Origin of the sequence: Bradyrhizobium sp. WSM1253 (assembly GCF_000244935.1) — a bacterium.
GTDB classification, from domain to species: Bacteria; Pseudomonadota; Alphaproteobacteria; order Rhizobiales; family Xanthobacteraceae; genus Bradyrhizobium; species Bradyrhizobium canariense.
The window spans coordinates 2,139,719-2,157,185 of sequence record NZ_JH600073.1 but is presented as its reverse complement, the minus strand read 5'-3'; the positions used below and the strand labels follow the sequence as shown (position 1 = coordinate 2,157,185).

The following is a 17,467-nucleotide window of genomic DNA, read 5'->3' as shown; positions in this document are numbered from 1 at the left end:
GACAACCATCAGAACCACGACAATAGGAGACACCGTGGTGCAGGTGTCAGGAGAGGGAATGCCGCTTGTGTTCGTGCACGGCTTCACGACCACGGCCGAGTTCTGGCGCGAGCAGGTCGAGGCGTTCTCGGCCCGTCACCAGGTGGTCCGCATCAATCTACCCGGTCACGGGCGTTCGCCGCGTCCCGAAGACCGAAGCTACACGATCGAGGCCTTCGTCGAAGACGTGCTGAAAGTGCATCGCGCACTGGCGATCGACTCGGCCGTCCTGGTCGGCCTTTCGATGGGCGGCACCGTGGCCCAGAACTTTACGCTCTCCTATCCCGAGCGCGTAAGGGCGCTCGTGCTGGTTGGAGCCACGCCGCACGGATTGGGAGCCGACGTCAATGTCGACAACGTGCTCAAGGCCATCGACGATCTGGGCGTGGTGGCGGCAAGCCAGCAGGTCATCGAACGATCTTTCGGTTCTGTTGCAAGCCCCGCGCTCATCGACTTCGCCAAGAACGAGGTCGCGCAGACGCCGGCCTTCGTGGCGCGCCAGGCGATCACCTCGCTCAATGCGTCGGACAGCCGCGCAAGGCTTGGAGAGATCCGCGTACCGACGCTGGTCGTCGTCGGCGAAGAGGACATCATCACTCCGCCAAGTGAGTCACAGACCTTGGCGAACAACATTCCCAATAGTCAGCTCCATAGCTTGCGGTGGGCAGGCCATTTTCCGATGCTCGAGCAACCTGAAACATTCAATCGCTTGCTGGGCGACTTCTTGGCGAGGCACGGATTGCCGCCGCCGCGCCTGAGGGAAGAAGCACCATCAAATTTGCAGCAAAACGTTTGATGCGGGAGAACAAGATGTCAGTTCACGCCATTGAATCAGAAGCCGAACTCGCTTCCCGCCACCTCGATCGCGACACCAAGCGCATCATCTTCGCGGCCGCCCTTGGTACCGTTTTCGAATGGTATGATTTCTTCATCTACGGCTCTCTGGCAGCGTTCTTCAGCACGCTGTTTTTTCCGAAGGGAAACGAAACGGCAGCATTGCTGGCTGCGCTGGCAACCTTCGGGGCGGGTTTCGTTCTGCGCCCATTTGGCGCGGTCGTCTTCGGACGGCTCGGCGATCTCGTCGGACGCAAGAAGACTTTCCTCGTAACCATGCTGGTGATGGGTCTCGCCACCGCGGCTGTCGGGCTGCTGCCCACCTTCGAAACCTTTGGTTGGTGGGCTCCTACCATCCTGGTCGGCTTGCGTCTGCTGCAAGGTCTCGCTGTCGGCGGCGAATTCGGCGGCGCGGTGACGTACGTTGCGGAGCACTCCGAACCAGACCGGAGGGGTTTCACGACAAGCTGGATCCAGATCACGGCGACGCTGGGATTATTCCTCTCGCTGCTCGTCATCATATTGTGCCGCTCTTCTATCTCAGCGGAGAACTTCGCGAATTGGGGCTGGCGGATTCCGTTCATTGGATCGATCGGTCTTCTGGTTCTCTCCTTGTACATACGGCTCAAGCTTCAAGAATCGCCGGTGTTCCAGCAAATGAAAGCCGAGGGTAAGGGCTCGAAGAATCCGATCGCCGATACATTCGGGGACGGTCGCAATCTGCGCCTCGTGCTCGTCGCTATCTTCGGGGTCGTGGCCGGTCAGGCGGTGATCTGGTACACCGGCCATTTCTACAGCCTCTATTTCATGACCACCACGCTGAAAATGAGCCAGGATCAGGCCAACTTCTACCTCCTGATCGCGCTCACGCTCGGAACGCCGTTCTTTCTGTTCTTTGGCTGGCTATCCGACAGAGTCGGGCGCAAGTGGATCGTTGTGACAGGATGCGCGCTGTCTGCGTTGCTGATCATGCCTCTATTTCAGAGTCTGGCAACTTACGGAAACCCGGCGCTTGCGGAATTCCGCGCTAGGACCTCGGTGGTGATACACGGGAACGACTGTAGCGAGGATCAATCCCTGCTGGGTCAGCTCTTCCAGCCCCAGGCGACGAAGGATTGCACCCGTGCGAAGGCATTTCTGACGGCGCGTGCCGTTCCATACGTTGTGAAGGCGGATTCGGCGTCGCTCGGCATCCAAATGGGCGACGAGACAGTCGTTGGCTTCGATGAATCCAAACTCCTGAAAGCGCTGACCGAAAGAGGCCTCCCATCGACGAAAACACCCGCAGAGCCAAACGGGCCAATGGTCATAGCGGTGCTATTCGCCCTCGTGTTCCTGGCGACGATGGTCTACGGGCCACTTGGTGCTCTTTTGGTCGAACTGTTTCCTGCCCGTATCCGCTACAGCAGTGTTTCCGTGGCGCTGCAACTGGGAAACGGCTGGATCGGCGGATTTGCACCGTTCGTGGCAACCGCAGTTGTCATCACGACCGGCAACATTTTCGATGGGCTCTGGTACACCATTGCGTTCGCAGGTTCGACGGCGGTCATCGGGGCTCTATTGCTGCCGGAAACGCGTGGTCGAGACATCAATACGTGACCGCCGACGAGACCGAGATGTCGCGCTCGCCGGTTCTTAGCACCTAGGCCGGTTGGGAGGCATTCGACAAGCAACGGACTGCATAGGATCCGCTGGCAGACCGGCTCGTCTGCTCAACCTCCCTAGACTGGGCAGGGCCGCTGCTGGATCACGGCAGCGGCCCTTTTTTCTGTCGTGAACCGTAGGGGGGCAATCGCGCTCTTCTGGATGATGAGAGAGGCAAGGAATCGTATTTCGAATTTCAGGAGCACCCCGGTCTTACCCCGCGGTCAGTCTCGCACTCGAGTGCGGCGTTCGTACCAATTGCTGAAGAACGCAGCCTAACTGCAAACGCTTCTCGCATACCATGAACGGAGAATGCTCGATGGGCGCAGAGAATAGGACTGCCGAGGAGAGAGTTTATTCAGTACCTGCGGAGTGGGCGAAGCATGCCTGGGTGGACCAGGCCAAGTACAAGGAGATGTACGCCCGCTCGATCGCGGACCCGAACGCCGTTCCAACACCTATTCCAACATTTTTCAGCTTTTCGGGCGATTGAGATCACTACAGAATTTCTCTTTGTCGGAGTGCATTCCGGCGCTCGAGCGATCAGAGAAGTTCGACTGCTCAGCTGAGCCAAAGGGCTTCCTTAGCTCCGATATGCCACGGGATGGATCCAGATCTGCGCAACGTTGGGTTTTTTCTTGTCTCTCATTGTTGTTCTCGCGACGCAGCAGATTACAGGCGTGGGCTTCAAGGACTACGGCTGGAGAATTCCGTTCGTGCTGTCCATCTTATTGCTCGCAGTGTCGGTCTACATCCGCTTGCGACTTGAAGAGTCGCCCGTGTTCTTACAAATGCAGGCCGAGGGTCGGACAAGCGCCAATCCAATTACCGAAAGCTTCGCAAGATGGGGCAATTTAAAGGTCGTCTTGCTTTCTCTTTTTGGCGCCGTCGCCGGGGTTGGAGTGGTCTGGTACACTGGGCAATTTTATGCTCTTATTTTCATGCAAAAAGTGCTTAAGGTCGAATTTGCGACGGCCTATATCATGATGTCGGTCGCTCTCGCCTGCGCCGTGCCGTTTTTCGTGATCTGCGGTTGGATATCCGACAAGATCGGCCGAAAGCCCGTAGTGCTTACCTTTTACCTCACCGTTCTCGATGGGAAGCGTTGGTCGAATTTTGGCATATTCTTTTTCCAGGCTGCTCTTACGCGCGTCGGGAACGATCAGCGCCCCGATCATCGAGATGCTAGCTCACAAAAGATTCTGGCGACGCCGTGCACCGTCTTTAGAGGGGAGGAGCTTTGCTATCTGTTCGTCGGTCGGCCGGCTTACAAAACGCCCAGCGTTCCGAACCCCTCACCCTGGCAGCTGCCGATCGCGTTTGTTGTACGGTTTAACAAGCCGCCGCCATTGAAGCATGTCCACCCCTTTGATAGCGGCGCGTTCTTCCACAAGCGGCTGCCTAGTTACATCACAAACTTCCCACTGGAGCGGTTCGATCTCGCTGCGAATCCGGCACTGATGGGGCGTTTGGTCTCGCTGATGTTTAGGACGCCGGCGAGGTATATGTCGCGCGAGCCGGTGGGTGACTATGAATTTAAGAATGACTTCAGCCTAAAGTCCTGAACGCACGCTCGATCGCCTCGCGGCCGGCCGTGGTTTCGCGGCTGCGGGACGTGATTCGCGATCCCGCGCGGGAAGGCGACAGGCCGCCTTGCAAAAAAGCCCGCTTCTTCCCCCGGGCCAGCTCAAACCCGGCGCGTTGGCCCAAGTAGTCGGCACGATGCATCGCATGGATGCAGCCAAGGCGCATTAAACGGGCAGGCGGGTTCGTCTCCGCACGACGCCTTGCGAAGATTCCCAATGGTGGCGGAAATCCGGATGCAGTTACGCTCCTGTCATATCGAGGACGGAGCGAGGCGACATGATCACAAAGCGAAGAATTCTTTCTGTTCTGGGCAGCGCGGTTTTACTGAGCGGTTGGGCATCCGTTCCGGCAGCGGCAAAGGATACCGTCAAGATCGCCTTCATAGGCCCGTTGTCGGGCGGCAATTCTGCACCGGGCCTCGGCGGACGGAATTCAGCGACATTGGCGGTGCAGCAGAGGAATGCGGACGCGAACGCGAAGTACACCTACGAGCTCGTCACCTACGACGACGAGTGCAAGCCCAATGTCGGCATCCAAGTCGCGACCAAGGCGGCGTCCGACAATTCGATCGTCGCCGGCGTGACCCATTACTGCTCCGCCGTCGGCATCGCGACCGTCGACACCTATTCGCGCTTCGGTCTGCCGGTTGTCGTCTGGGGAGCGATCCTGCCCGAGATCACCTATGGCAACGACTACAAGGAGGTCCATCGCGTCAACGGCACGATGATCAACGAGGGCAAGCTGGCCGCGGAATTCCTGACCAAGCAGGGCTACAAGAAGTTCGTCATGATTCACGACACCACGGACTACGGTAAAGGCCAGTTCAAGTATTTCTCCGAGTATCTGAAGCCGACGGGCGGCGAGATCCTGGCGACTTTTCCTGTGAGCCCGGACCAGCAAGACTTCACCGCAGAACTCACCAAGATCAAGGAACTGAAGCCCGATGTGATCTTGGTTGGCGGCTTGACGCCGCTCGGCGTCCGCCTGCGGTCGCAGATGGATCGCGTGGGCGTTCAGGCCCAGTTCGCAGGCGTCTCCGGCATCATGACGGCAGGCTACATTGAGGGCGCCGGTGCGGCGAGCGAAGGGACGATCTCCTTCCACAATGGTGCACCGCTGAGCAAGTATGCCGAGGGGCAGGCCTTCCAAGAGGCGTACACCAAAGCCGGTTTCCGCGAAGATCCGGATGCCTACGGGCCGTTTGCCTACTCGGCCGCGAACCTGATCATGGACGCGATCGAAAAGGTCGGCCCGGACCGCAAGAAGGTGAAGGCCGAACTGAACGGAACGAAGGGCTACAAGGCGCTCGTCGGTGAGATCAACTTCGACGACCACCGTCAGAACATCATGAGCGCAAACGTCTACGTCGCGCAGGGCGGGAAGTGGGTCTATTGGCCGGATAGCGACTACGCGGCCGGCAAAAAGAAGCTCGCAAAGGACTGACGATCGGACGGCCGCCGCGCGCACAGGCTGCGCGGCGGCCATCGCCCTCACGAACATCGGAATCGTGCGATGGACTTCGGAATACTGGCGCAGCAGCTGTTCAACGGCGTGATGTTGGGCGTCATCTACGCGATGATCGCCGTCGGCTTCTCGCTGTTCTTCGGCGTGCTCGACGTCATCAAGTTTTCCCACGGCGACGTCGTAACGGTCGGGGCGTTTTCCAGCCTCGGCGCTATCGGGCTCGTCGGCGGACTGGTCGCACTTCCCCCGCTCGTCGCGCTGGGGACGGGCATCGCCGCGGCCATCGCCATCGGTAGTCTGGTCGGAGCGTTGATAGGCCGCTTCCTCATCCTGCCGCTGCGCCAGGCACCCGCGGTCAACGTGCTGCTCGCGACGCTCATGGCGGGTACCGTGCTTCGCGAGGCGATCCGACTGGGCGTTCCCAACGGCGGCAATCCGAAGCCATTCCCGGCGTTGCTACCTGCCGGATCGATCCGGCTCGGCTCCTTCAGCGTTGGTTTCGACAGCGTCATCATCCTGTGTGCGGGACTGGCGCTGGTATTCGCGACGCATCTTCTGATTTCGCGGTCCCGGATGGGATTGGCCATCCGCGCCGTGGCGCAGGACGGCGAAGTGGCCCGGCTTGCGGGCGTCGATTTCCAGCGGGTCGTCCTCGGCACGTTCGCCCTCGGTTCCGCGCTTGCGGCCTTCGCTGGCTGCATGCTCGGGCTATACTACCGGGAGATCAACTTCAACATGGGACTTCTTCTCGGTGTCATCGGATTCGCTTCCGCCGTCGTTGGGGGACTCGGAAGTCTGCTCGGACCGATCATCGGCGGCTTCCTGTTCGCCAGCGTGCAGACGCTGGTGGTCGTGGCGCTGCCGTTCTCGAGCGCCTACAAGGATGTAATCGCCTTCGCCGCCGTGATTGTGCTGATCGGGTTGTTTCCCACCGGCCTGATCGCCGAGCGCAGAAGCGAGCGGGTGTAGGATGAGCAGTATACCGGCGCCTGCGCCATCCCTGTCCCTGATGATGCGGCTTCAGCGTTTCCCGCGCGCGGTCGCGGCCTTCACCGTGCTGCTTCTTCTCGGAGGTGGAGCGCTTGTGATCCATTCGGAATCGCAGGCGCAGGTGCTCGGCATGCTGGCCGCATTCCTGGTCGTTTTCGCGCTCGCCGACAAATCGGCGGCGGGTAGGGAGATCGCGGCGATCTGCGGCGATTTCAGCGGGTTCGGCAATACGGTCGCGATGATCGGCGCCTTGACGATCGCCGTTGTCTTCAGAGGAGAGCACTATACGCTCTTGATGCTGTCGACGGTCGCTCTGTTCGCGACGGCATGCGTTGGTCTGAACATCCAGCTCGCGTTCGCCGGCATCGTCAATTTCGCCGGGGCCGCCTTCTTCGTGATCGGATCGTACGCGGCCGCGGTGCTCACGACATATCCAGGCCTGCCTCATTTGGCGATCCTGGCGATCAGCGGTCTGGTCACCGGCGCGCTGGGCCTCGTCCTGCTGCTTCCCGTCCTTCGCACGCGCGGACATTACGCGGCGCTGGTGACCATGGCGTTCGGGCTGCTCCTCCGCACCCTCCTCGAAGTGAACGACACCCTCGGGGGACCGCAGGGAATGAAGATCAAGGGCTTTTCGGTCTGGGGCTTCGACTTCAGCCGGACAACATCGATCGGCTCGTGGGAGGTGTCGTTCTACTTTCCTTATGCGATTCTCGCTATCGTCCTGTTCGCGCTTGCGTTCACCTTCGCCAAGCGCCTCGAGGCTTCCTGGATCGGGGTCGCGCTGGACGCCGTCCGCAGCGACGAAACGGCCGCATCGGTGTTCGGGCTTTCGATCGTGCGCTGGAAGGCCGTCGCGTTCATCCTGGGCAATGCCATCGTGGGTGTCGCCGGTGCCGTCTACGGCATGATGAACGGCTTCGTCACCCCGAACGGAGCGGGTCTGGGCGAATCGCTCCTGATGCTGTCGATCGTCGTGCTCGGCGGGTTGGGAAACATGTGGGGCGCGGTCGTCGCCGCCTGCATCATCATCGTCCTGCCCGAGAAGCTGCAGGCGATCCAGGAGTATCGCCTGCTCATTTTTGCCGTGCTGGTGCTCTGCATCCTGCTCTTCAGACCGCTCGGCATTCTCCCGCGGCCGCTCCGCGACTTTTCCCGCTTTTCCGCGGGTCGGGAGGAGGGGCTGTGACCGGAGCTCTGCTTGCCTGCACGGGACTGACGATGCGTTTCGACGGCCTCGTCGCGCTGGATCGTCTCGATTTTACACTCGACTACGGCGAAACCGTAGGTCTCGTCGGACCCAACGGCTCCGGAAAGACGACGTTCTTCAACGTCGTCACGGGTCTCTATCGCCCGACTGCCGGAACCGTCCGTTTGGGAGACCTCGATCTCTTCGCCAAATCGCCCCAGACGATCGGGCAGGCGGGCATCGTCCGGACATTCCAGCGGTCCCGCCTCATGCTCGAACAGAGCGCGTTCGACAACATCGTGGTCGGCAAACTCACGTCTCTCGATCTCGGTCTGACGACGAACATCTTCCGCCGTGGACGCTGGGGGGCCGAAGTCGACGCCTCGATCCGCGAGGTCCGGTCGCTCGCTCACCGCTTCAATCCTGTGATCGCGGACCGCCTGTTCCAGCCCGCCGGCTCGTTCACGATGATCGACCGGCGGCGCATCGAGATATGCAGGGCTCTGATAGCCAAGCCGCGCGTGCTGTTGCTGGACGAACCGTCGGCCGGCATGACCCACGACGAGACCCGGCAACTGATGGGCGATCTTCTGGCGTTCCGCGCCGAGCTTCCGGAACTCGCCGTGGTTCTGGTCGAGCACGAGATGGACGTGATCCGCAGGGTATCCGACCGCTGCGTCGTCCTGAATTTCGGCCGCAAGATCTTCGAAGGGTCGTTCGACGCGCTGTTGGCGGACCGGGACGTGCAGACGGCCTATCTGGGAGAAGACGCATGAGGACCGCTTCCGAGAGCTCCCGCAAGCTGTCGATCATCGGCGTCACCGCAGGCTACGACAAGGCCGACGTCCTGAAGAACGTGACCGTGGAGGCGAAGCCCGGTCAGGTTACGTGCATCCTCGGGGCCAACGGAGCCGGCAAGAGCACGCTCATCCGGACGATCCTCGGCCTCAACCGGGCGCGGAAAGGCGAGATCTATTTCGGAGGCGATGCGATCGCGCGCATGCCGACCCATCGGATCGCCGCCCTCGGAATCGCGACCGTGCCGGAGGGCAACCGCGTCCTTCCGAAGATGACGGTGTCGGAAAATCTCAAAGTTGGCGGACTGCTCATCCGTGACAATGCGCGCGTCGCAGCCCGGATGGAGGAGCTCTTCGAGACGTTTCCGAGGCTCAGGGAAAGATCCGGCCAGCTCGCTGGCACTTTGTCCGGCGGAGAGCGCTCGATGCTGTCGATAGCCCGCGGCCTGATGACGGACCCGGAACTGATCGTATTCGACGAGCCGTCTCTCGGCCTCTCGCCGCTGTTCGTGTCGGAGGTGTTCGCGATCGTGAAGAGGCTCAAGGCCGCTGGGCTTTCGATCCTGCTGGTCGAGCAGAACGTCCGGCAGACGCTACGGGTGGCGGACTACGGCTACGTACTCGTTCAAGGCCAGGTAATGGCCGAGGGAGATGCCGAAACGCTGATGCAGAACCCAGAACTGCACAGAGCGTATTTCGGCGTCCATTAAGGGAGAGAGCAGGGACATGACCATCCAGATCTACGAGCGGGTCAATCCGCTGCGAAAGCCAAAGGGGTTTGAACCGGTCGTTCAGCGCTGGTCGACCGCGTTCGTGAACGGCTGCGACGAAATCTGCGTCGCTTTCCATGGCGTTCACGGAAGGTCGGCGGAGGACGTGCATGCATCGCCGTTCTTCCGGTGGATCGAAGCGGCCCTCGTCCTGCGCAACGGCCCGACCGTCCACGATCACGCGTGGTTCGTCGATCAGAACGGCCTGTACACCCATATCGTGGCCGCATATTGGGTCGACCGGCAGAAGCGCGACGACTGGTTGGCCGACCCCCATGTGAAATCCTGGTGGGACGACGACGCGCGCCTGGCCGAACCGACCGGCTATTTCCGCGAGAGTATCACCGTTCCGGTCGACCGGCAGGAGAGCATCTATTGGCTGGACTACCCTGCCGGGCTGATGCGTTCCAAGGAAGTCGCGATCTATCCGACGCCTTACTGCGGCTACTACGGCGCGATGCGAGACCGCATTCCGCTGGCTGCGGCCGACAAGCTGGAGTCGCCGATGCCCGATCTGCCGGCTCCGAAGGCGCGGGCGACGAAGGGGGCTCGCTGGCGCATCGTCACGCCGGAAAATCTCGCCATCATTCGATCGGCGGCCTTCTGGGGGCGCTGCGATCCGTCCCAGACGGAGGACTATATGCGCGAGCTGCGCGCGCCTCTTCTGCGCGGTATGGATTTCCTCAAGGAGAGCCCCACGGCCACGGGGTGCGCTTCGCTACGTTTTCAGCAGACCTGCGACGTCGCCGGGCAAGCCGTGCTCGAGACGCACGCGCTGGGCTACTTCCTGTCGCTCAAGCACATGGAGAACTGGGCCGAGCATCACGCGTCGCACGAAGCGATCTTTTCGGCGGCGATCGCGCGCTACCGCAAGTACGGTAAGGCCAATCAGTTGCGGACGTGGCACGAGGTGTTCGTCATTCCGAAGCAGGGGAACGTCTTCGAGTACGTGAACTGCACGCCGGGGACGGGTCTCTCGAGCTACTTCGATGGCGAGAAGCTGTCCGCCTGACATTCACGACATACCAATGGAAACGAGAAAAAGTCATGTCTTCACCGGTCAAGGTCGCCGCGGTCCATGCCGCTCCCGTGTTTCTCGATAGGGCGGCCACTACGGCGAAAGCCGTTTCGATCATCCGCGAGGCCGCGAAGGCTGGAGCGCAACTGATCGCGTTCCCGGAAACCTACATTCCCGCTTTCCCTGTCTGGGCCGCTCTCTGGGCGCCGATCGACAACCACGATCTGTTCGTGCGCATGGCCGAGCAGTCCGTCGCCGCAAACGGTCCCGAGATTGCCGCCATCCGGAACGAGGCACGCACGCTCGGAGTCACCGTCTCGATCGGGATCAGCGAGAGCTCGCCGGTCAGCGTGGGGCTGATCTGGAACAGCAACATCATCATCGGCCCCGACGGAAACGTGCTCAATCATCACCGGAAGCTGGTGCCGACCTTCTACGAAAAGCTCGTATGGGCCGCCGGCGACGGCGAAGGTCTACGGGTCGTCGATACCCCGGTCGGGCGCGTCGGAAACCTCATCTGTGGGGAAAACACCAACCCTCTCGCCAGGTACACCCTGATGGCTCAGGCCGAGCAGGTCCACATTTCGAGTTGGCCACCCATGTGGCCGACCCGACGGCCCAAAGGCGGAGGAAACTTCAACAACGTCGCCGCCAATCGCATCCGCGCCAGCGCGCACTCGTTCGAGGCGAAGGCGTTCGGCATCGTCACTGCCGGCTACATGGACAAGGCGTTGCGCGACTTCCTCATAGATCGGGATTCGACCGCTGCGGACGTGATCGACGCGACGCCCCGCGCGGTGAGCTTCTTCGTCGATCCGACTGGCGAAACCCTGGGAGACACGCTGCAGGACGAGGAGGGCATCGCATATGCCGAATTCGATCTGCGCCGCTGCATCGAACCTAAGCAGTTTCACGACGTGGTCGGCTACTACAACCGGTTCGACGTCTTCGATCTGACCGTCAGCCGAAAGCGTCTGATGCCGGCGACCTTCGTCGATACGCCAACCGAGATGGGCGCGATCGAGATGGGTGAACGTCTTCAGACATCCCCCGATATTCAGCCCGTGAACTGATCCTCCATACGGATGGATCGCGACGAGAGGAGGCCCTATTGAGCAATAGATTTCGCGATCGACTCTCCCGGATCCGAGGCTGTTTCTGCTGTGCCCCGGCCGATGCGTCCCGGACAACGATCGAACAGGCGGTAGCGGACGGCATCGAGCGGTCGCTCCTTCACGCCTTGTTTCCGGAGCCTGTTCTGCGACGGCAGCTTCTGAAATCGGTGGGCGCCGCGACCCTTCTCGGTGCCCTCGGCAGCATCCTGCCGTTATCGACCCTGCAAGCGATGGCGCAGGAAAGGAAACCGCTTGAAAAGACGAAACTCAACGTCGGCTTCCTGGCCATCACCTGCGCGGCGCCGCTGATCTACGGCGAGCAGATCGGTTCCTACGCCAAGGAAGGTCTCGAGGTCTCGCTGCAAAAGATCGCCGGCATCGCCCTGATCAGGGACAAGATGTTGAACGGCGAGCTCGATGTCTCGCAACAGGTCATGCCGGTGCCATTGACGATGACGGCAGGTCTCGGTGGCAACCAGCAATCCATCAAGATCCTGACCATTCTGAACCAGAACGGCAACTCGCTCGTCCTCGCGATGAAACACCGGGACAATCGCGATCCGAAGAATTGGAAAGGAATGACGTTTGCCATTCCCTTCGACCAGAGCCATCAGGCCTTGCAGTTGCGCAATTATCTCGCCGCCCACGGACTGGATCCCGACAACGACGTCAAATATCGAGTTGTGCCGCCCACGGAATACGTTTCGAATCTGCGGGTCGGCAGCATCGATGGTTTCTTCGGCGGCGAGCCGGGCGGGCAGCGGGCCGTGTTCGAGGGGGCAGGCTTCATCCACCTCATTTCGCGCGAAATATGGGACGGGCACCCGTGCTGCGCGGTATCGGCGGCGGAAAGCTGGATAACGCAGAACCCGAACACCTTCATGGCCTTCTACCGGGCGATTGTTGCGGCCAGCCTTCACGTCTCCGACGACCGAAACCGGGTTGGAATGGCGAAGGTCCTGTCGCAGCCGCAGTACCTGAACGCGCCCGAAGTCGTCATCGACCAGGTCATCACGGGGCGGTACGCGGACGGGTTGGGAGCGATCAAGGAGGATCCGAAGCGCGTCGATTATCGGCCATTTCCGCAATACTCGGCCGCGGTCTGGCTGATGACGCAGTTGAAGCGATGGAAGATGCTCAAGGAGGACATTGACTACAAGGCTCTCGCGGAGAAGGTGATGCTGGCGACCGACGCGGCGCGGATCCTCAAGGAGGACGGTGTCGAGCCTCCGCCGATCGTGTTCGGCAAGGAGCGGATTTTCGGTCGCGAGTTCGACTCCGCGAAGCCGGAGGAATACCTGGCGACGCTGCAGAAGACATGAGTTTAAGGCCATTCGCGAAGGACAGCAGAACGCTTCATGAAGGCATTTTGAACGCGGAGATTGCCGAAACGACGGTCTCCGAAGCTGCCTTGGCGCTGTTGGCCGCCGGGTGACGGGAGGCTAGGATGTCGATATCGTCGGCTGGCCCGCATTTTGTCGGGACGCCTATTCGAGTGGATCGAGGCACGGGCGGCCGCATTGTTCGACTGGAATGATCTCGTATTCTTTCTGGAACTTGCCCGACAGGGGCGGCTGGCGCCGGTCGCCCGCCGGTTGAAGGTCGATCATACGACGGTAAGCCGCCGGATCGCGGAGCTCGAAAAGGATCTTGCCGTCAAGCTCTTCGATCGCAACCGGGACGGCTTCGTGCTGACGGAGCGGGGACATCGTCTGTTCGACATCGCCGAACGCATCGAACAGGAGGCCTCGGCCGTCGAGCCGGCGATGGGGGCGGACAATGCGACAGCAGCGGGCCGGGTCCGTGTCGTGACGATGGAGGGTATCGGAGCCTTTTTTCTTGCTCAGCGCTTCGCCGAGCTCGCGGTTCAAAGTCCCGGCATTACTGTCGAACTGGTGACCGAACGGCACATCATCAGCCTCACCAAGCGCGAAGCGGACATCTTTATCAGCTTCGTGCATCCCGCGGGAGCGAAACTCGAGGTCAAGAAGCTCGGATCGTTCCGTCTAGCGCTCTACGCCAGTCAAGCCTACCTCGCCCAGCGCGGCGCGCCGAGGGACCGGGACGGACTGGCGGCCCATACCTTCGTGGACTATGTGGAGGATCTGATCGCGATCCAGCCCGTTCACTGGTTGCTCGACGTGCTGGATCCCACCAACGTGGTTTTCAGATCGTCGAGCATGCACGCGCAGCAGCAGGCCATCGCTGCGGGAGCCGGCATCGGTTTGCTGCCCTTGTTCTCTGCGAAGACCGATCCCAGGCTGATCCCGGTGCTTCCCGATCAGGTGAAGGTCTATCGGGACGTCTTCCACTCGGTTCACGAGGACCTGCAGTTCCTGGCGCGCGTTCGGACCGTGAGCCGTCACCTATCGCGCATCTTCGAGCGGGACAACGCCTACCTCAACGAGTTCTAGTTTTCTCGTCCATGCGGCCGCTCCTTCTCGGCTGGTCATCGGCCGGCGTCGGCTCCATCGCGCAGTTGCTACGGAAACATTGGATGTCTGAAGCGTTCGAATATAAGGTCAAAGGCTTCTTCGCGCGGATCCCGTCCGAACCCCACAAGCTGATCGAGCGGACGACGCCGACGAAGGATTGCATCGTTCTCTGCCACCTGGGCGTCTTGGAGGTGAGCGACGGTGATGCGTGGGAGATCGAGATCGCCGGCATGATCGGCCGCCCAATGCGCGTCACCGTGCGGGATCTCAAGCGGATGCCGAAGGTAACCGTCGCCTCAGTGCACCAATGCGCGGGAAGCCCGTTGGCTCCGGACAAGCCGACGCAGCGTGTTTGCAACGTGACATGGGGCGGCGTGCGTCTGGACGATGTCCTCCAACGTGTCGAACCGGACCCGGAGGCTGCCTTTGTCTGGTCCATCGGTGCGGACGCGGGTGAGTTCGGCGGCGCGGATTGCGGGCACTACACGAAGGATCTCCCTCGCTCGCGCGTGGGGGCCGACGTCCTCCTGGCCTACGAAATGAACGGCGAGCCTCTGTTACCGGAGCACGGTCATCCGCTGCGGCTGGTCGTACCGGGATTCTATGGGACCAACAGCGTGAAGTGGCTCCGGAGGATCGAGCTTCGCAAAGAGCGCGCTCCTGGTCCCTTTACGACACGATGGTACAACGATGTCGTCGCCGAAGGCGTGACGCGCCCGGTCTGGAACATCGCCCCGCAATCGGTGATCGTGTGGCCTGTGCCCGGGACTTCGCTCGAGCGGGAGGCAGTCGTTCGGGTATCAGGCTGGGCGTGGGCGGATGGCGGCGTGGCCGGCGTGAAGATCAGCCTGGATGAGGGGCTTTCCTGGAAGGCCTGCGCCGTCGAAAAGCCTACCGGCCATTCGTGGACGCAATTCATGTGCGACTTCGAGGTGGCGGCGGGACAACAAAGCATCGTTTCCCGCGCGACCTCCCGTTCCGGCGAGAATCAGCCGGACGACGGAAAGAGAAATGCTCTCTATCGCGTTCCTTTCACGGTCGTATGAGACCTATGACGCTTCGCGTCGCCGCATGTTATTCGGCGTACGGATTGACCCCCGATCGGCGCCGAAGGTTGACCCCGCCCAACACCGCCCAATTCCTTGAACCATCACCGGAATGCCCATCACGTGTGGGTTCAATGTTGGAAGCCGATGGGGGGCACGGCGCTTATTTGCAACCGCGTCAGGTGCGCTAAGGGATACCTCTGGCCAAACGGCGCCATCAGCGTGGCCGCTCCTGCCTCCCCCCTTGGCCGCTTCGGCCCTCTTCGTCGAGCAGGCGTTCCGCGCATGCTGGTCCCCCTCAACATGTCGAATAAGGGCTCAAGCATGTCCAGCTCCACGGCCCAATGCACGAATAACTGCGCTACCGGCTTAGCGGCGCACCGCGGAGACAGCACTATGGCCGAGGTGCGGATCTTTTCCTACTTGCCCAATCCTCGTGTTTGGAAGGCGGTCATCGCCGCGCGCATCGGCGGCGTCGCGTTGGAGGTGCGGGGCGCCGCGGGCGCAGAACTCGTGGACTGGCTTTGGGATTTTGACGCTCACCCGCTGAGCGAAGTGTCCGCAGAGGAACGCTCAGCCGCGGAGCGGGTGGGCCGCATCGGGTTCAAGGGCCGCAAGCTCTACAAGACCGACGCCTTCCTTGCGGCCCAGCCGTTCGGGACGGTCCCCGCGGGTTTCAGCGGGGACGGACAAGTCGGCATTTTCGAGTCCAACAGCATCATGCGCGCGGTCGCCCGCCAGGCGGAGCGGAGCGGTCTATATGGCCACGATCCATTCGAGGCCTCGCGGATTGACAGCTTTCTGGATGTCAGTCTGGTGTTCGGCCGCGACGCGCAGATCTACCTGCTCGCCATGCAAGGCTCCGAACTTGCCGCGGATGTCCACGCTCGCGCCGACGAAGCTTTCACGACCTACATGGCGGGGATCGACCGGGCCCTGCGGCCTGCGCGCCAAGCCCTGGTCGGCGAGGGGGTGAGCCTGGCCGACATCTGCTTCGCCTGCGAACTGGCCCTGTTCCACAATGAACTGGACCGTCGCGAAGCCCTGAGGACGCTCGGCAAGGCGCCGTTCCTGGACATCGCCCGGGAGCGGTTTCCCCGCGCCATGGCACACTTCGACCGCCTTGCGGCTAATCCGGCGTTCGCGCCAGAGTTTGGGCCTTATCTCGCCAAACTCGCAGCATAGCGCGCATCCGCCGATGGCTGCCAGATGATCAACATCATGCAGAACGACGCTTGCGTCAAAGGAGCTCCAAATGAGAACGCTTGATTTCTATTTCGACTATCGCAGCCCCTACACCTTCCTGGCGCTGTCCCAGCTCCGGCAGATGGACGTCGAAATCGTATTCCGTCCATTCGAGATCGCGGCCCTGATGAAGCTAGTGGGGAACGTGCCGACCAGCATCACCAGCGCAAACAAGGGCCGCTACGTGTGGACCGACGTCTCGCGATGGTCGATCCATTATGGGGTACCGCTCAATCGGCACCCCCAGGCTTCGGAGTTGGACGCCGGCCGGCTGTTGCGCGCCACGCTCGTGGCGGGGCAGTTGGGCGCTATGCCCGTGGCGGTGAAGGCCATCTTCAACGCGTTCTGGTCGGTTCCGGCGCCGTTGGCGACGGCGACCGAGGTCGCGGCCCTGCTGGGCGCCGAGGGTCTCGACGCCAAGGCGCTTGAAAGTCGGATGGACGAGCCGGCTGCGCACGTTCTTTTGGAGGAGGCGACCGCAGAGGCGGCGGCGCGCGGCGTGTTCGGCTCGCCGACCATGTTCGTGGGGGACGAGATGTTCTTCGGCAATGACCGCTTGCAGTTCGTGCAAGATCGCCTGGCGCGCGCCGCATGATGCCGCTCGCCATCATCACCGGCGTCGGGCCGGGCACCGGCTCAGCCATGGTCCGGCGGTTCCACGACGGCGGCTACAAGGTCGCCATGCTGGCGCGTACGGCCGAACGCTTGGCAGATCTCGAGAACGAGCTTCCGAACGCCTTTGCTGTCCCCTGCGATGTGGCCGACCCTGTCGCGCTTGCGGCCGCCCTCGAAGGCATCGAGCAACGTGCCGGCGCCCCCAAGGTGGTGATCCACAACGCCGTGGGCGGGGCCTTTGGCAACTTCCTCGACATCGAGCCGGCAGTCCTCCAGCGGAATTTCCAGATCAATGTCATGGCCCTGCTGCATCTGGCCCGGTGGGCGGCGCCGCGGATGGAGGCCGCAGGGGGCGGCGCCTTGCTGGTCACGGGCAACACCTCGGCCTTCCGCGGCAAGGCCGGCTTTGCCGGCTTCGCGCCAACCAAGGCGGCGCAGCGAATCCTGACCGAGGCCATTGCCCGCGAAATGGGACCGCGGGGCGTGCACGCATCCTTCATGATGATCGACGCCGTCATCGACGTTCATTGGGCCCGCGCGCGATTCCCGGACAAGCCGGATGATTTTTTCATCAAGCCATCCGACATCGCCGAAGAGGTCTGGCACGTCACCCACCAGCCGCGTTCGGCCTGGTCGTTCCTGACGGAGGTGCGGCCCTTCCGCGAGTCCTGGTGATCGG

Annotated in this window: 16 protein-coding genes; all 16 read left to right on the top strand. The window is 61.8% G+C overall.

What is annotated here, in order from left to right; genetic code table 11:
• Positions 1 to 58 precede the first annotated feature (58 nt).
• The 16 genes from BRA1253DRAFT_RS11830 (at position 59) to BRA1253DRAFT_RS11750 (ending at position 17,463) form a co-directional block, all read left to right on the top strand.
• Entirely contained in the window at positions 59 to 835 is a 777-nt protein-coding gene (locus tag BRA1253DRAFT_RS11830) for an alpha/beta fold hydrolase (protein WP_245286083.1), read from the top strand.
• Positions 836 to 849: 14 nt separating this feature from the next.
• Positions 850 to 2,472 carry an MFS transporter gene (locus BRA1253DRAFT_RS11825; protein WP_007594284.1) on the top strand — a complete coding sequence of 541 codons (1,623 nt, stop codon included), beginning with the start codon at positions 850 to 852 and terminating at the stop codon, positions 2,470 to 2,472.
• A 653-nt stretch (positions 2,473 to 3,125) separates the two neighbouring features.
• Positions 3,126 to 4,082, top strand: coding sequence for an MFS transporter (locus BRA1253DRAFT_RS11820; protein ID WP_157158719.1), 957 nt, complete (start codon positions 3,126 to 3,128; stop codon positions 4,080 to 4,082).
• 298 nt (positions 4,083 to 4,380) lie between these two features.
• Positions 4,381 to 5,547 carry a branched-chain amino acid ABC transporter substrate-binding protein gene (locus BRA1253DRAFT_RS11815; RefSeq protein ID WP_007594283.1) on the top strand — a complete coding sequence of 389 codons (1,167 nt, stop codon included), beginning with the start codon at positions 4,381 to 4,383 and terminating at the stop codon, positions 5,545 to 5,547.
• A 69-nt stretch (positions 5,548 to 5,616) separates the two neighbouring features.
• Complete coding sequence (locus tag BRA1253DRAFT_RS11810) at positions 5,617 to 6,537, top strand: branched-chain amino acid ABC transporter permease (RefSeq protein ID WP_007594282.1); 921 nt, start codon at positions 5,617 to 5,619, stop codon at positions 6,535 to 6,537.
• A gap of 1 nt (position 6,538) precedes the next feature.
• Positions 6,539 to 7,747 carry a branched-chain amino acid ABC transporter permease gene (locus tag BRA1253DRAFT_RS11805; RefSeq protein WP_007594281.1) on the top strand — a complete coding sequence of 403 codons (1,209 nt, stop codon included), beginning with the start codon at positions 6,539 to 6,541 and terminating at the stop codon, positions 7,745 to 7,747.
• Positions 7,744 to 8,523, top strand: coding sequence for an ABC transporter ATP-binding protein (locus BRA1253DRAFT_RS11800; protein WP_007594280.1), 780 nt, complete (start codon positions 7,744 to 7,746; stop codon positions 8,521 to 8,523). The genes BRA1253DRAFT_RS11805 and BRA1253DRAFT_RS11800 overlap by 4 nt, the downstream gene beginning before the upstream one ends.
• Positions 8,520 to 9,254: an ABC transporter ATP-binding protein gene (locus tag BRA1253DRAFT_RS11795; protein ID WP_007594279.1), complete on the top strand. Its 735-nt coding sequence runs from the start codon at positions 8,520 to 8,522 to the stop codon at positions 9,252 to 9,254. The genes BRA1253DRAFT_RS11800 and BRA1253DRAFT_RS11795 overlap by 4 nt, the downstream gene beginning before the upstream one ends.
• Positions 9,255 to 9,270: 16 nt before the next feature.
• Positions 9,271 to 10,326, top strand: a complete 1,056-nt coding sequence (locus tag BRA1253DRAFT_RS11790) for a phenylacetaldoxime dehydratase family protein (protein WP_007594278.1) — start codon at positions 9,271 to 9,273, stop codon at positions 10,324 to 10,326.
• Between the two features lie 35 nt (positions 10,327 to 10,361).
• A complete protein-coding gene (locus BRA1253DRAFT_RS11785) occupies positions 10,362 to 11,405 on the top strand; it encodes a carbon-nitrogen hydrolase family protein (protein ID WP_007594277.1) in 1,044 nt (347 codons plus the stop codon).
• 209 nt (positions 11,406 to 11,614) lie between these two features.
• Positions 11,615 to 12,769, top strand: a complete 1,155-nt coding sequence (locus BRA1253DRAFT_RS11780) for a CmpA/NrtA family ABC transporter substrate-binding protein (protein ID WP_245285897.1) — start codon at positions 11,615 to 11,617, stop codon at positions 12,767 to 12,769.
• Positions 12,770 to 12,967: 198 nt separating this feature from the next.
• Positions 12,968 to 13,861: a LysR family transcriptional regulator gene (locus tag BRA1253DRAFT_RS11775; RefSeq protein WP_007594274.1), complete on the top strand. Its 894-nt coding sequence runs from the start codon at positions 12,968 to 12,970 to the stop codon at positions 13,859 to 13,861.
• A gap of 83 nt (positions 13,862 to 13,944) precedes the next feature.
• Complete coding sequence (locus BRA1253DRAFT_RS11770; protein ID WP_035995094.1) at positions 13,945 to 14,928, top strand: molybdopterin-dependent oxidoreductase; 984 nt, start codon at positions 13,945 to 13,947, stop codon at positions 14,926 to 14,928.
• 396 nt (positions 14,929 to 15,324) lie between these two features.
• Positions 15,325 to 16,113 (top strand): glutathione S-transferase family protein, encoded by a 789-nt coding sequence (locus BRA1253DRAFT_RS11760; protein ID WP_007594272.1) that lies wholly within the window; start codon positions 15,325 to 15,327, stop codon positions 16,111 to 16,113.
• Positions 16,114 to 16,183: 70 nt separating this feature from the next.
• Positions 16,184 to 16,768: a 2-hydroxychromene-2-carboxylate isomerase gene (locus BRA1253DRAFT_RS11755; RefSeq protein ID WP_007594271.1), complete on the top strand. Its 585-nt coding sequence runs from the start codon at positions 16,184 to 16,186 to the stop codon at positions 16,766 to 16,768.
• On the top strand, positions 16,765 to 17,463 hold the full coding sequence (locus tag BRA1253DRAFT_RS11750; RefSeq protein ID WP_007594270.1) for an SDR family NAD(P)-dependent oxidoreductase: 699 nt from the start codon (positions 16,765 to 16,767) through the stop codon (positions 17,461 to 17,463). The genes BRA1253DRAFT_RS11755 and BRA1253DRAFT_RS11750 overlap by 4 nt, the downstream gene beginning before the upstream one ends.
• Positions 17,464 to 17,467 lie beyond the last annotated feature (4 nt).

What these genes read in the sequence shown, in the direction of transcription:
- BRA1253DRAFT_RS11830 (WP_245286083.1), top strand. Translation starts at nt 59, where the DNA reads ATGCCGCTTGTGTTCGTGCACGGCTTCACGACCACGGCCGAGTTCTGG.
- BRA1253DRAFT_RS11825 (WP_007594284.1), top strand. Translation starts at nt 850, where the DNA reads ATGTCAGTTCACGCCATTGAATCAGAAGCCGAACTCGCTTCCCGCCAC.
- BRA1253DRAFT_RS11815 (WP_007594283.1), top strand. Translation starts at nt 4,381, where the DNA reads ATGATCACAAAGCGAAGAATTCTTTCTGTTCTGGGCAGCGCGGTTTTA.
- BRA1253DRAFT_RS11810 (WP_007594282.1), top strand. Translation starts at nt 5,617, where the DNA reads ATGGACTTCGGAATACTGGCGCAGCAGCTGTTCAACGGCGTGATGTTG.
- BRA1253DRAFT_RS11805 (WP_007594281.1), top strand. Translation starts at nt 6,539, where the DNA reads ATGAGCAGTATACCGGCGCCTGCGCCATCCCTGTCCCTGATGATGCGG.
- BRA1253DRAFT_RS11795 (WP_007594279.1), top strand. Translation starts at nt 8,520, where the DNA reads ATGAGGACCGCTTCCGAGAGCTCCCGCAAGCTGTCGATCATCGGCGTC.
- BRA1253DRAFT_RS11790 (WP_007594278.1), top strand. Translation starts at nt 9,271, where the DNA reads ATGACCATCCAGATCTACGAGCGGGTCAATCCGCTGCGAAAGCCAAAG.
- BRA1253DRAFT_RS11785 (WP_007594277.1), top strand. Translation starts at nt 10,362, where the DNA reads ATGTCTTCACCGGTCAAGGTCGCCGCGGTCCATGCCGCTCCCGTGTTT.
- BRA1253DRAFT_RS11770 (WP_035995094.1), top strand. Translation starts at nt 13,945, where the DNA reads ATGTCTGAAGCGTTCGAATATAAGGTCAAAGGCTTCTTCGCGCGGATC.
- BRA1253DRAFT_RS11760 (WP_007594272.1), top strand. Translation starts at nt 15,325, where the DNA reads ATGGCCGAGGTGCGGATCTTTTCCTACTTGCCCAATCCTCGTGTTTGG.
- BRA1253DRAFT_RS11755 (WP_007594271.1), top strand. Translation starts at nt 16,184, where the DNA reads ATGAGAACGCTTGATTTCTATTTCGACTATCGCAGCCCCTACACCTTC.
- BRA1253DRAFT_RS11750 (WP_007594270.1), top strand. Translation starts at nt 16,765, where the DNA reads ATGATGCCGCTCGCCATCATCACCGGCGTCGGGCCGGGCACCGGCTCA.